Annotated in this window: 12 protein-coding genes; 2 read left to right on the plus strand and 10 right to left on the minus strand. The window is 40.5% G+C overall.

Annotated elements, in window-relative coordinates:
* Positions 1-99: 99 nt before the first annotated feature.
* The gene (locus FE005_RS13495; RefSeq protein WP_138372002.1) at positions 100-1,431 is read right to left on the minus strand and encodes a hypothetical protein; all 1,332 of its coding nucleotides are present in this window, start codon (positions 1,429-1,431) and stop codon (positions 100-102) included.
* A 131-nt stretch (positions 1,432-1,562) separates the two neighbouring features.
* On the opposite strand from FE005_RS13495, the gene FE005_RS13500 reads away from it, so the two are divergent.
* On the plus strand, positions 1,563-1,745 hold the full coding sequence (locus FE005_RS13500; RefSeq protein WP_029486767.1) for an SPJ_0845 family protein: 183 nt from the start codon (positions 1,563-1,565) through the stop codon (positions 1,743-1,745).
* Between the two features lie 114 nt (positions 1,746-1,859).
* Here FE005_RS13500 and yihA read toward each other — a convergent pair whose 3' ends face one another.
* The 7 genes from yihA to FE005_RS13540 all read right to left on the minus strand — a co-directional run bounded on the left by yihA (position 1,860) and on the right by FE005_RS13540 (position 8,699).
* Positions 1,860-2,447: a ribosome biogenesis GTP-binding protein YihA/YsxC gene (gene yihA, locus FE005_RS13505; RefSeq protein ID WP_003126435.1), complete on the minus strand. Its 588-nt coding sequence runs from the start codon at positions 2,445-2,447 to the stop codon at positions 1,860-1,862.
* A gap of 81 nt (positions 2,448-2,528) precedes the next feature.
* Positions 2,529-3,773, minus strand: coding sequence for an ATP-dependent Clp protease ATP-binding subunit ClpX (gene clpX / locus FE005_RS13510; protein WP_005471356.1), 1,245 nt, complete (start codon positions 3,771-3,773; stop codon positions 2,529-2,531).
* A gap of 288 nt (positions 3,774-4,061) precedes the next feature.
* Entirely contained in the window at positions 4,062-5,345 is a 1,284-nt protein-coding gene (gene tig / locus FE005_RS13520; RefSeq protein WP_003126431.1) for a trigger factor, read from the minus strand.
* 141 nt (positions 5,346-5,486) lie between these two features.
* Positions 5,487-6,431 carry a hypothetical protein gene (locus tag FE005_RS13525; RefSeq protein WP_138372003.1) on the minus strand — a complete coding sequence of 315 codons (945 nt, stop codon included), beginning with the start codon at positions 6,429-6,431 and terminating at the stop codon, positions 5,487-5,489.
* 149 nt (positions 6,432-6,580) lie between these two features.
* Positions 6,581-7,366: an RDD family protein gene (locus tag FE005_RS13530; protein ID WP_138372004.1), complete on the minus strand. Its 786-nt coding sequence runs from the start codon at positions 7,364-7,366 to the stop codon at positions 6,581-6,583.
* Between the two features lie 2 nt (positions 7,367-7,368).
* Entirely contained in the window at positions 7,369-8,394 is a 1,026-nt protein-coding gene (sppA, locus tag FE005_RS13535; RefSeq protein WP_103299787.1) for a signal peptide peptidase SppA, read from the minus strand.
* A 14-nt stretch (positions 8,395-8,408) separates the two neighbouring features.
* Positions 8,409-8,699: a hypothetical protein gene (locus FE005_RS13540; RefSeq protein WP_060813438.1), complete on the minus strand. Its 291-nt coding sequence runs from the start codon at positions 8,697-8,699 to the stop codon at positions 8,409-8,411.
* 447 nt (positions 8,700-9,146) lie between these two features.
* Between FE005_RS13540 and glmS the strand changes: the two genes are divergently transcribed.
* Positions 9,147-10,949: a glutamine--fructose-6-phosphate transaminase (isomerizing) gene (glmS, locus tag FE005_RS13545; protein ID WP_113849629.1), complete on the plus strand. Its 1,803-nt coding sequence runs from the start codon at positions 9,147-9,149 to the stop codon at positions 10,947-10,949.
* A gap of 248 nt (positions 10,950-11,197) precedes the next feature.
* On the opposite strand, the gene FE005_RS13550 is transcribed toward glmS, so the two are convergent.
* Positions 11,198-11,509: a DUF3784 domain-containing protein gene (locus tag FE005_RS13550; RefSeq protein ID WP_230320929.1), complete on the minus strand. Its 312-nt coding sequence runs from the start codon at positions 11,507-11,509 to the stop codon at positions 11,198-11,200.
* A gap of 173 nt (positions 11,510-11,682) precedes the next feature.
* Positions 11,683-13,038: a phosphoglucosamine mutase gene (gene glmM / locus FE005_RS13555; protein ID WP_103299784.1), complete on the minus strand. Its 1,356-nt coding sequence runs from the start codon at positions 13,036-13,038 to the stop codon at positions 11,683-11,685.

Below are 13,038 nucleotides of genomic sequence, written 5' to 3' on the forward strand. Positions count from 1 at the left end.
CGTCTCCTATGCAAAAAAATCTCCAGTGTGTTTGAAACACACTGGAGATTTTTTTGCGAGAATCATTCAACTTTCTTGTCTTTACTTTTTTATATGGCTCTATTTATTTCCAGAAATGGATTGGTGTTCAGCTAAGCGTTCCATATTCATAAAATAGACCCGCAAGCGATGGGTTTCTTTTTTTAGATTGACCCAGGTATATTTTTTGCTGCGATGCAAAAAACCAAAGCGAACATCTGACATACGATCTTTCAATTCGTCAATAGGTATATCTGTCATCGCCTCTTGCGGCAAATAGAACTGCAAACAGACGGTGTATTCTTCAAAATGTTCCGTAGTGTAATCCGCCTCTAAATGACTGCGAATATAAAATTCATAAGCATCTAAGCCATTATCGAGCGTTAACTGTGGTTTTAAGACAATGTAATCCATCATCCGCATGCCTTCTTGGTCGATCCAAGGGAAATAAGCCTGTGCATTCAACAATCCCCTCACCCGACGTTCTTGGTAAATCTCACGAACTAAATCAAAGTTCCGAGTGATAAAATGGGTCGCTTTGCGTTTGACGGTGGGCTGTAAACGATCATTTTGATATTGGATCGTTTGGATCAACTGATGGCCAAACGCGTATTCAATAAACGGTTCTCGCAAAATCCCTACTCCGTTATCCCAAGTAAGTTGATCCACCCCGATTTGGTCCCGAAACAAACGTTGATAAGAAAGGTTGGCAGGATGATCCCATTGAAACGGATCACGGTAAAGCTCCACCATGACAACCCCTTCCTCCATCGTTTGGATTTGTTCTACTTGTTGGGCATCTTTAATAATCACTAACGGCAACACTCGCTCATAGTACTCTGAGAAATACATGCGCCAACAGGAAGTTAAACAAAACCCGTTATAAAAAACATCATATCCGGCAAATTGATTGCAATCGATCACGATTTCTTTGGCATGGTTTTTTCGCTTTGGTAATTCAGCGATTTCTTCTGGTTTCTGAAAGTTATAGCGTTTCTCTACACTTTCGACATTATGATTGAGGAATTCATCATAAGCTCGAATATAACTAAAGAGACCGCCTTGTTCCATTGTGGTCTTTATATAACTCAGTAATAGTTCTCGCGATCCCTGAAAAACATCAAATGTAAAAAGATGTCGTTGCAGTACGGCTTCTTGGACAACGTGTATACTGGATTCATTTTGTCCATCGGTTAAAATCAGTTCAAAATTGACCTCATCAATACTTCCCTCCAGCAATGAGCGTACTTCAGCGATATCATAGGAGTGGATTTCCTTTTGATTTAAATAGTAGCTGGTGGGGGTAAAGGAAAGACGGACCAAAGCGAACCAGTTGGCTATTTGTTCACGCATCAGAGCATCGGCGAGTTGTGCCGATTGAATAAAGGCATAGATTTTCTTCGTTTTGATCATCTTTCTCACCTCTTTATGTACTTCTTATTTTATTATAGTAAAGGGATTCATGATTGAACACTATTTCGCTTACTTTTGAGATGAAAAACTTTGTTTTTCATGGTAAACTAGAGGCGCTTGGAGGTGGGAATATGGGATTAAAATTCCAACGTGAAGATTCTCTTGATAAAATGTTCGATGAGTTTGCTATTCTTCCCGACAATGACAAAAAAGAAAACAAACCCGACATCGAACGCTTCTTGAATGCGAAAGAAGATAAAGAAGAAACTGAAAAAAATACGGATCTTAAAAAACAAACAAAAAAAACATCCTAATCGATGTTTTTTTGTTTGCACAGAATTTTTCCGATAAAAGATGTTCCGGAGCAAACTTTCTCCGTTTATTTTCTAGTCCTGAGAGATTGCCCCATGCATCTTACCTCTTATCTATTATTGCTTGATGGCCGCTTCTATCGCTTGCCAAGCTTCTTCTTTCCCCTGTTTAGTGATGGAAGAAAAAAGAATAAAGGTGTCTGCTGGATCGAATTCCAGCGCTTTTTTGATCACACTTTCATGCTTGTTCCATTTCCCGCGAGGAATCTTGTCTGCTTTCGTGGCCACCACGATTACTGGAATCTCATAATATTTCAAAAACTGATACATTTGAATATCTTCCTGAGAAGGCGCATGGCGCAGATCCACTAGAGAGACGACTGCCCGCAGCTGCTGTCTCTCTGCAAGATACGTCTCGATCATCTTCCCCCACTTTGCCCGCTCCGTTTTTGAAACTTTTGCATAGCCATATCCTGGCACATCCACAAAATGTAAGGTGTTTTCAATCAAGTAAAAATTCAATGTTTGGGTCTTACCAGGTTTCGAAGACGTTCGCGCTAAATTTTTTCGATTAATCAATGTATTGATAAAGGAAGACTTCCCAACATTGGAACGACCCGCTAACGCGATTTCCGGTAAATGCGTATCCGGATATTGTGCCGGTGAAACAGCACTGATCACAATTTCTGCATCATGTACTTTCATCTGCTCGCTCCCTTCTAATAAAATCTCATATGCTTTCAGAAAGAAAGTCGGATAGTCATCAAACTATCCGACTTACTAAAATCAAACTGCTTTTTTTGTTTCTTCATTATAAATGATTGTCGGTTCACCGATTTCTTTGGCTGCATCTTCGGTAATAATGACTTTTTCAATCGACTCATCAGAAGGAACATTGAACATCACGTCCATCATGATATTTTCGATAATCGAACGTAAACCACGAGCACCCGTATTGCGTTCGATCGCTTTATCCGCAATCGCGCGTAGAGCAGCTGGTTCAAACTCAAGCTCAGTATCGTCTAATGCTAACAGTTTTTGGTATTGTTTGACTAGCGCATTTTTCGGCTCCGTCAAAATACGGACCAAGTCATCGGTCGTCAATTTGTCTAAAGCTGCCATAACCGGCAAACGGCCAATAAATTCTGGGATCAAGCCGAATTTCAACAAGTCTTCAGGAATGATATGTTGCATGATGCTTTCATCTTCTGAGAACCGTTTGTTGTTCGTTCCAAAACCGATCGTTTTTTCACCCATCCGGTTTTTAACGATGGTATCAATCCCGTCAAATGCACCACCAACGATGAATAAAATATTCGTCGTATCGATTTGAATCATTTCTTGATGAGGATGCTTCCGTCCACCTTGAGGCGGTACACTTGCTTGTGTCCCTTCCAAGATCTTCAGCAACGCTTGTTGCACCCCTTCACCCGATACATCTCGCGTGATCGAAACATTTTCGCTTTTACGAGCGATTTTGTCGATTTCATCAATATAAATGATGCCCTTTTCTGCCATTTCAACGTTATAGTCCGCTGCTTGCAGAAGTTTCAGCAAAATATTTTCTACATCTTCTCCGACATATCCAGCTTCCGTCAAGCTGGTGGCATCGGCGATAGCAAATGGCACATTCAATGAACGGGCCAATGTTTGAGCAAGGAACGTTTTCCCAGAGCCCGTTGGTCCAATTAGACAAATATTGCTTTTTTGCAACTCAACGTCTTCTGCGGTCGGCTCAACGTTCACTCGTTTGTAATGATTGTAAACCGCTACAGCAAGTGTCTTTTTCGCACGATCTTGTCCGATGACGTAATCATTTAATATATGCAGCAATTCTTGTGGTTTAGGTACCTCGGTAAATTCACGAATGGCTTCTTCGTAGAACTCTTCGTCAATGATCTCCTTGCACAAGTCGATACATTCATTACATATGTATACACCAGGACCGGCAACGATCTTCTTTACTTCCTCTTGCGTCTTCCCGCAAAAAGAACAACGAACAGCGTCATTTCCATTTGTGTTGTCGTACATACTGTTCACCCCTTGATAAATTTCTAACCTGTAAAGGAGTGGAATTGGTTTTACTATCTTTACAGTCTTTAATCATCTTATCATAACTAATTTGAAAGAAAAAGCTATTTCTCATGGCCGTTACGTTTTCTTAGCAATTGACCACGTCCGCAAAATAAGTCAAGATCCTCCTGCTCAAAAAGGCAAAGTAAGCAAAAAACGATCGTATGAAATATACACACCATTGCTTTTTGATCAATCAAAAAGGGCAAACATCGGAAAAGACGTTTGCCGCTCTTTTGATGAAAATTAAGCTTCTTTCGCCGTACCAGTTACGATTTCAACGGCTTTCTTCATTGTGATGTCATGTTTCAACATATCTTCTGTCAAGACGCGTTTGATTTGATCAACAGGCATGTTGTAAGCTTCTGAAAGCTCTTGAATTTCTTTTTCGATGTCTTCTTCAGTTGCTTCCAAACCTTCTGCTTTTGCGATTGCTTCAATCACAAGGTTAGTTTTCACACGAGTTTCTGCTTCGCCTTCAAATTGTTGATGCAAGTCAGCTTCCGTTGAACCAGTCAATTGATAGTACATTTCTGGTGAAATTCCTTGACGTTGCATGTTGTTCAAGAACTCATCCATTGAGCGGTGAACTTCGTCATGGACCATTGAATGTGGTAATTCAACGATTTCTGCGTTTTCTACTGCTTGGCGAATCGCTGCTTCATCTTTTGCATCTTCAGCAGCTTTTTCTTTTGTTTCTGTCAATTCTTTGCGGTATTTTTCTTTTAGTTCAGCAAGTGTTTCAACGCTATCATCAACATCTTTGGCAAATTCATCATCTAATTCAGGCAATTCTTTTGCTTTGACTTCGTGAACTGTTACTTTAAAGACCGCATCTTTACCTGCTAGATCTTCTGCTTGATAATCTTCAGGGAAAGTGACGTTGACTTCTTTGCTTTCGCCAGCTTTCACTCCTACTAATTGATCTTCAAAACCTGGGATGAAAGAGTTAGAACCCAATTCTAATGAATAGTTTTCGCCTTTGCCGCCTTCAAATGTTTCTTCACCTAAGAAACCTTCAAAGTCGATAACGACTGTATCGCCATTTTCAGCAGCTTCGTCTTCTTTGATGACTAACTCAGCTTGTGCTTCTTGTTCACGTTTGATGCGAGCATCTACGTCTTCTTCTGTTACTTCACGATCTTGTTTTTCAACAGTCAACTCTTTGTAATCACCAAGTTTAACTTCTGGTTTCACAGTCACTTCTGCTTTGATCACCCAGTCTTGACCTTTTTCCATGCTGTCAACATCGATTTTTGGTTGTGATACTGGATCAATACCAGCTTCTTTAACTGCTGCTTCATAAGCTTCTGGCAAGACAGCATTCAATGCATCTTCATACAATGCTTCTTCTCCGTACATACGGTTAAACACTTGGCGGGATACTTTTCCTTTACGGAAGCCAGGTACGTTTAAGTTGCCTTTCACTTTATTAAATGCAGTCGTCAAGCCTTTTTGGATTTCAGCTTGCTCGATCGAAAATGTCAATACACCATCATTGGTGCCTGTTTTTTCCCATTTTGCAGTCATTTATTTCCCTCCGAATAACAATTATATTTTACATATGAAATAGTTTCATGCATACCTTTAAATAGTACACTAACGTTCTTTAATTGTAAACATTTTACCTAGAAACTTCTCGTTTTTTTCTTGAGTGATCTGCTTTCAGAATTAGAAAGAACCCAAAATCTTTCGTAATCTTGTTTTCTTACGTTGGATCTCCTCGTCGATCGCTTGTGGTTCGCTTTTTGCAAAAAGATCTTGATACTCATCGATATAGCTTTGTACCCAGCGATCAATCTCTTGTGATTCTGGCAAGAACGGATAGCTTAAAGCAAAATGATCATTCAACTCTTCTAAAATGCCTTCTGCTAAGGTTGGATTTTCTTGCCCGATTCGTTCATTCACAGCTTGTCGCATTTGGCTGAAAACTGGCACTTCCCTCAATAAAGATAACTGATTGGGAATGATCTGCCGTTGATCCCCCATGTAGTCTATCAATTCAAACTGCTGTGAACTTCCTAAACGGACAAGCTCTTCTACTAGTTTTGGTAACAAAAAAGGATTCGTTAACTGAGGAAGCAGCTCCGTCATCAACGATACAAACTGATCCTTTGTGAGTCCTTGGGAAAAAACGTGCCATGTATGCCCGCTAACGGGTTGGTTGCTACTGTCCATTGCAAGCAATGACTGTTTTTTTCCTAAAAAATCTTCCAAACCAAGTATTTGTTGAACTTCTTCTACTTTATCCAATTCTTTCACTAAATTTTCGCTTACCGCTTCAGAGATTACCGGAAATTCCTCTGCGAGTCTTATCCATTTTCTCGCTTGCAAGTATTGACCATCAAGAATCAACAAATGACCAATTTGAACAAAACCATTTGGATCTTGTAGGTATTCATCCAAGAAATCATCTGCCACTTCCAACGCTTTTGCAAAATCAGCCAGTTGCTGTAAGCACTTAACGAGAGACTGATTGATCTCAAAAGAAGAATGCTCAGTATAAATTTCCTGGTAATCATGGTAAGCCTTCAGATAATCTTTTGCCTGATATGCTTTTTCTGCTGAATGACGCAGGCGGTCTTCAGGTTTTGGAAACTGGATCGTGTCTCCCATATCTCATTCTCCTTTATCTGTAATCGATCTGCAATCGCACTTCCGCTTGTATGGTGCAATCTTCTGGTAGCAAGACCGCTTTTCAACGGGTCAGTCTTCGTTTGCCTCAAATAGAGACTGACCGCTCATTACGTTATTGTCTATTCTTGTTACATATTGGCATTTGCCTGTTTATTGAATGCTTTAATCAAATTGATAGTAACCACACTGGTCTCAGAAAAATAATCTCCGGCATGCTGCTTTTCTTTAGTAAAAATCACTGGCAAATAACCGCAATAAAAGAAAGGATTGAATTGCAAAACGTAGCGCATACACAGTTCTCTTGTCAGAACTGTTTTCCAACTCAAATCAGCTTCTGTAAATGACACGACCCGAATACCGAAAATCATCTTACCTACCGTTTGTCCCTGATTGAACTTTGTTAATAAAACAAAATAGCCTAAGTAGATGGCCAACGAGAGTAACTGGTAGAGTCCAAAAGGATGACCGCTACTTGACCAACCACCTAAGTGATAGATCGTATCCAGAGTAATTCCTGTAATAGCTCCGATACAAAGTACATCTAAGAGATAAGCAAATAGCCGAATCCAAAACCCAGCAAAAAAGTAATCTGGAAAATCATTCACTCGTCTGCGTTCTTTCTGTTTGTCTTCTATCCCCTCATACCGTTGCCATTCTTTTTGACGCTGATTAATCTCTTCCTCGCTAAATTCTTTTCTCTTAAACGAGCCCAATACTTGTTGATAGAAATCATCTGGATGATTCGTCGCAGCGGCCTCTTGATTTGGGGTATCCACAGCTAGTTGTGCTTCTTGATTCGCCTGCTCTGTATAAATTCCAGAGGTCGACTCTAGATTTTCCAGAGTTACGTTTTCTGCTCCCTGTTCAACAGGTTGTTGTTCGATTCGTGGCTCTTTCGTTTCTTTTTCAGGCATAGTTATTCACCTCCATAATAATAAAGAGGTTTCGGCGCATCCATCGTACCTAGGCTTTCCACTACTTGCAAAAGACGACTAGACTCAGATGCCTTCAGCCCTTGAAACTCTGCCAGCTTAGAACCCAGCCATGTAGAAGCGAACCCTGTGGAACCGACACCATATTCAAAAATTTCCGCATCCTCTAACCCTTGATCTGCTTCTAATGCAGCGAAGGCGTCCTCAGGAAACCCAATTTCGTCAACTAACCCGTTCTCCACTGCTTGTTGACCATCATAAATCCGTCCGTCAGCAATTTTTCTAACAGCTTCTTCTGACATGCCTCGTCCTTCAGCTACAATGGAAACAAAGCGTCCGTATGCATTATCCACGTAAGTTTGCAGAACTTTCTTGTCCTCATCGGTAGCGGCTCTTGTAGAGGAACCCATATCTTTCAAGGCACCACTTTTATAGGTGCTATCTTCGATCCCTAATTTATCCAATAAACCTGAATAATTCAATCCAGACATAATAACTCCGATAGAACCTGTCACAGTTTCATCTGTGGCAAAGATTTTGTCCGCACCCGCTGAGACATAATAACCACCGCTAGCTGCGGTGTTCTTCATACTGACATAGACAGGAATTCCAATTTCTTTGATCTTTTTCATTTCACGAGCAATCTCTGCACTTTCGTAAACTCCGCCCCCAGGCGAATTCACTTCAAATAGAATCCCTTTGATCGTTGGGTCCTCTTGCGCGGCACGTAATTCTTCAAGAAATAATTGATGATCATATCCTTCTGATGAGAACAATCCACCACCTGAAGTATTCGCAATCGTCCCTTCCAAAGTCAAGCGAAGGATACGGTTATTGCTATCTCCAGCCGCTATTTGATGTTCCTCCAATTCATTGCTTCCGTATAAAAGAGCATTCAATCCGTCCAGTGACGACTCTTCATTTGCTGGCGGAGCCATCAAAGCAAAAACACCTGAGCACACAAACAATCCAATTGCAATCGCAACAGCCACCCATCTTCTCTTATTCATTTTTCCACTCCTTTTTAATAGCGGTTCTCAATCACAATTACCGCTTCAACTAGTCCACTTGCATCGAATTTTTCGCTTTTTTCTTTCAATGCGTAGCCGCCGAAATATTCTTTAGTTAATTCATCTTGCACTCGAAACGCTTGTGCTTCTTGAACAGAGATCGCACCCGGAAGAATTTCCTGCAGGCTGTCCCAACCAGTGTCTAACATGATTTTTGTATCATCATTGACATTTTCTTGTTTCTCTAATCTTTCCACTATTTCCTTTAACTCGGAAAACGTCATACATTGTACAGCTTCTGACATCTTCATCCCTCACTTTCTTCTGTCATTGTATCGAAATTAAAAAAAAAAGGATAGTCAAAAACGACAATTCCAATTTTACGAATTGGATCATCCGCAATTCTCCTTCTTTAAATCTCCATTACAGAACAAACATTGCCTCTAATAACATCTATACCAATTATTTTTTTTAGCTTTTTCTCTTGACTAACGTCCTTATAAATATTATGATAATGCATGTATTTCTACAAAATAATTTAAGGAGGATAGATAGACCAATAGGAATAGCGCCAGATCTGTACAACAGATGACGAGGAAAGAGTTTATCGAAGTTTTCGGCGGGTAACTCTAGGGACTGCACTCTATAAGCAAGAACAAAACCTCATCGTGAGATGAAAACAAACCTCTTGCTGCGCAGGTAGAAATACATAACGAATCGTAAATAAGTAGTGGAAAGTAGGATTTGTCATTATGTGTGGAATCGTAGGAATTGTAGGAAAATCAAATGCTGAACAAGTCATTTTGAATGGTTTGGAACGTTTAGAATATCGTGGGTATGACTCAGCAGGTTTATATGTTGCTGATCGTACTTCTGGCCACTTAGTCAAAGCACAAGGGCGTATCAAAAACTTGGAAGACAAAGTCACACCAGAAGTAACAGGAACGATCGGTATCGGACACACTCGCTGGGCAACTCATGGTAAACCATCAGAAAAAAATGCCCACCCTCATACTTCTTCTAACCAAGAATTAGTACTGGTTCATAACGGAGTAATCGAGAATTTTGAAGAATTGCATCAAAACTATTTAAGTGATCATCACTTCGAAGGACAGACAGATACAGAGATTGTCGTCCACTTGATCGAAGTATTGAAAAAAGACCTTTCGACTAAAGAAGCGTTCAAAAAGGCACTCTCATTGATTCGTGGTTCTTATGCCTTTGCATTAGTTGATAAAAATGACCCTGAAACCATCTATGTAGCAAAAAATAAAAGTCCGTTATTGATTGGGCTTGGGGATGGGTTTAACGTTATTTGTAGTGATGCATTGGCTATGTTGGATCAGACTACTCATTTCGTTGAAATTGAAGACGGTGAAATGGTAACTGTGACGGCAGAAACGATTGAAATCGAAGACCTAAAAGGAAATCTTGTTTATCGCGAGTCTTATGAAGCACAACTTGATTTAACAGACATCGAAAAAGGAACGTATCCTTACTATATGCTGAAAGAAATCGACGAGCAGCCAGCTGTGATGCGTCGTCTCGTTCAAGAGTATCAAGGCACAGGAGAAGTGACGATCGATGACGCATTAAAGGATCAAATGATTGCGAGCGACCGCATCTACATCGTTGCTTGCGGAACCAGTAATCACGCTGGTTGGGCCGCAAAAGCGATTCTAGAATCTCTGACACAGATTCCTGTTGAAGTACATTTATCAAGTGAATTCGGCTACAACATGCCTTTGCTGTCTGCAAAACCTTTCTTTATTTTTCTATCGCAAAGTGGAGAAACAGCCGACAGCCGACAAGTCTTGGTAAAAATCAATCAAATGAATTTGCCTAGTCTGACTATTACAAATGTAGCAGGCTCGACTCTTTCTCGTGAAGCTGACCATACATTGTTACTTCATGCCGGACCTGAAATCGCCGTAGCTTCTACCAAGGCCTATACTGCTCAAATCGCAGTTTTAACCTTATTAGCAAAAGCAATCGGTGATGCTAAAGGTATTGCTGCTGCACAGGACTTCGATGTTTTCCATGAGTTAAGTATCGTTGCTTCTGCTATGGAAACATTAGTTGATGAAAAAGCGGTCATCAGTCAATTAGCAGAAGATTATTTGTCTGTTAGTCGCAATGCGTTTTATATTGGTCGAAGCAATGACTATTATGTTTCCATGGAAGCTGCACTGAAGCTAAAAGAGATTTCTTATATTCAAGCAGAAGGATTTGCAGCTGGCGAATTGAAACATGGAACCATCGCACTGATCGAAGAAGGAACCCCAGTCATCGGAATCATCACTGAAGAAGTGACCGGCTCCCATACGAGAGGAAATTTGAAAGAAGTTGAGTCTCGTGGCGCTCATACTTTAGTCATCGTCAGCCAAGAACTAGCGAAAGCGACGGATCACATTGTTTTGCCTTCGGTCCATCCATTGGTTACTAGTTTAGTTGCCGTGATTCCTACGCAACTGTTGGCTTACTTTGCAACATTGCAACGAGGGTATGACGTGGATAAACCTCGAAATTTAGCTAAATCAGTGACTGTCGAATAAAACTTTTAAAAGTTTTTAGGCAGAAAAAAGAGCTGCGACAAGACGATTGTCGCAGCTCTTTTTTTCGTACAACCAATTAAAAGCAATTTTTTTAGACAAGCTGAAACTGCTTGGAACTGCCTATTTTGATCATCCTTTCTTTTCTCGTCCCTCAATTTTTTTAAAGTCTTTTAAGTAATGCACAAAACAGCAAGCAGCATTCATCCCAGATTCATTGTACCTCTGTTGATCAACATAGGAGAAATGTATCATTTCTTTACACACCACGTGCCATTTATGATGATTATCCCTACTATCGTCAGTAAACTAGTTGCAACGAATAAAATATTCCCCATTAATGACCAGTGATCACTAAAAAGTAATGAAAGCAGGATGAAAGCACCCAGAACCAACATACCGATGCCATTCGCTACATACAAATGATCTAAATCATACTGTGCCTTTTTTTCTTCAGAAGCCATATTGTATCCAGCAATCAATTGCCATCCATGTCTGCTTAAAAATAGGATACCTGTAATAAAAAACAAACCCACGACTAACCATCCTGTTGTATTTCCCATCACACATTCATCCTCTCTACACATCTGCCTAACGTTTAGATCCATTCAACCAATCGGTTTCTTGCGCTTTATACAGTGAGTATACCACATGAAAATCATTATTTGAATTATCATTATATTTTCACAAGATAAAAAAACCAACGAAAACGACTTTCGTTGGTTTTTGATCTCATTTATTCCGCACCGATTTCTTCCCGTACGACAGCTGCGATTTTATCGACATAGTAATCTACTTTTTCTGTTGTTGGTGCCTCAGCCATCACGCGCAATAGTGGCTCTGTTCCAGAAGGACGTACTAAGATTCTACCTTCCCCATTCATTTCTGCTTCTGTTTCTTCGACGATTTTTCGGATTGCCGGTACATCCATCGCGCCATTTTTATCTGTCACACGAATATTAACTAATTTTTGCGGATAGATCGTAACTTCCCCTGCCAGCTCAGAAAGTTTTTTCCCAGTCTGCTTCATGATATTCAATAACTGGATACCAGACAGCATTCCATCCCCTGTCGTATTGAAGTCTAAGAAGATCATGTGTCCGGACTGTTCCCCGCCAAAGTTGTAGTCATTTTTGCGCATTTCTTCTACAACGTAGCGATCACCCACTTGAGTAATCACATCTTTCAAATCAATGGCTTCAACAGCTTTATGAAAACCTAAATTGCTCATCACAGTTGTAACGATGGTATCTTGTTTCAAACGTTTTTGTTCAGCTAAGTATTTTGCACAAATGTACATGATCTTATCGCCGTCAACAATATTACCTTGTTCATCAATAGCGATCACCCGATCACCGTCTCCATCAAAGGCTAGTCCAACATCGGCCCCTTTTTCGACAACAAACTCTGCTAATTTCTCAGGATGAGTGGAACCAACACCATCATTGATGTTCAAACCATTCGGCGAAGTTCCCATGGTATAAAAATCAGTTTCTAAGTCTGCAAACAACCGATTGACACTTGTAGCAGTCGCCCCATTGGCTGCATCTACACAGACGGTGATGCCCTCTAGATCACCCGGGATCGTTTGACGGAGAAATTGGGAATACTTCAAAAGACCTTCTGGAAATTCATCAACGGTTCCTAAACCTTCAGCTGACGGCCGTGGTAACGTATCTTCTGCAGCATCTAATAAAGCTTCGATCTCCGCTTCTTGTTCGTCCACCAATTTGAAGCCATCATTACCGAAGAATTTAATTCCGTTGTCTTGTGCTGGATTATGTGATGCTGAGATCATTACTCCAGCACTAGCTTTTTGGACCCGTGTCAGATAAGCCACACCCGGCGTTGAGATGACGCCTAGTTGAAACACTTCGATTCCCACAGATAGCAAACCAGCGATCAGTGCATTTTCTAATAACTGACCAGAGATTCGTGTGTCTCGCCCAACTAAGACGCGAGGTCGACGATCGTCTGTTTCGTGTTGACTCAATACATATCCGCCATAGCGGCCAAGTTTAAATGCTAATTCTGGTGTAAGTTCCTTATTTGCTTCTCCACGAACACCATCTGTACCAAAATATTTTCCCAT

The sequence above is a fragment of the Enterococcus sp. M190262 genome (genome assembly GCF_005843965.1).
GTDB lineage: Bacteria > Bacillota > Bacilli > Lactobacillales > Enterococcaceae > Enterococcus_D > Enterococcus_D gallinarum.

Excerpts from the sequence above, each read along its gene's own strand:
- FE005_RS13495 (WP_138372002.1), bottom strand. The coding sequence starts at position 1,431 with ATGATCAAAACGAAGAAAATCTATGCCTTTATTCAATCGGCACAACTC.
- FE005_RS13500 (WP_029486767.1), top strand. The coding sequence starts at position 1,563 with ATGGGATTAAAATTCCAACGTGAAGATTCTCTTGATAAAATGTTCGAT.
- yihA (WP_003126435.1), bottom strand. The coding sequence starts at position 2,447 with ATGAAAGTACATGATGCAGAAATTGTGATCAGTGCTGTTTCACCGGCA.
- clpX (WP_005471356.1), bottom strand. The coding sequence starts at position 3,773 with ATGTACGACAACACAAATGGAAATGACGCTGTTCGTTGTTCTTTTTGC.
- tig (WP_003126431.1), bottom strand. The coding sequence starts at position 5,345 with ATGACTGCAAAATGGGAAAAAACAGGCACCAATGATGGTGTATTGACA.
- FE005_RS13525 (WP_138372003.1), bottom strand. The coding sequence starts at position 6,431 with ATGGGAGACACGATCCAGTTTCCAAAACCTGAAGACCGCCTGCGTCAT.
- FE005_RS13530 (WP_138372004.1), bottom strand. The coding sequence starts at position 7,366 with ATGCCTGAAAAAGAAACGAAAGAGCCACGAATCGAACAACAACCTGTT.
- sppA (WP_103299787.1), bottom strand. The coding sequence starts at position 8,394 with ATGAATAAGAGAAGATGGGTGGCTGTTGCGATTGCAATTGGATTGTTT.
- FE005_RS13540 (WP_060813438.1), bottom strand. The coding sequence starts at position 8,699 with ATGTCAGAAGCTGTACAATGTATGACGTTTTCCGAGTTAAAGGAAATA.
- glmS (WP_113849629.1), top strand. The coding sequence starts at position 9,147 with ATGTGTGGAATCGTAGGAATTGTAGGAAAATCAAATGCTGAACAAGTC.
- FE005_RS13550 (WP_230320929.1), bottom strand. The coding sequence starts at position 11,509 with ATGGGAAATACAACAGGATGGTTAGTCGTGGGTTTGTTTTTTATTACA.
- glmM (WP_103299784.1), bottom strand. The coding sequence starts at position 13,038 with ATGGGAAAATATTTTGGTACAGATGGTGTTCGTGGAGAAGCAAATAAG.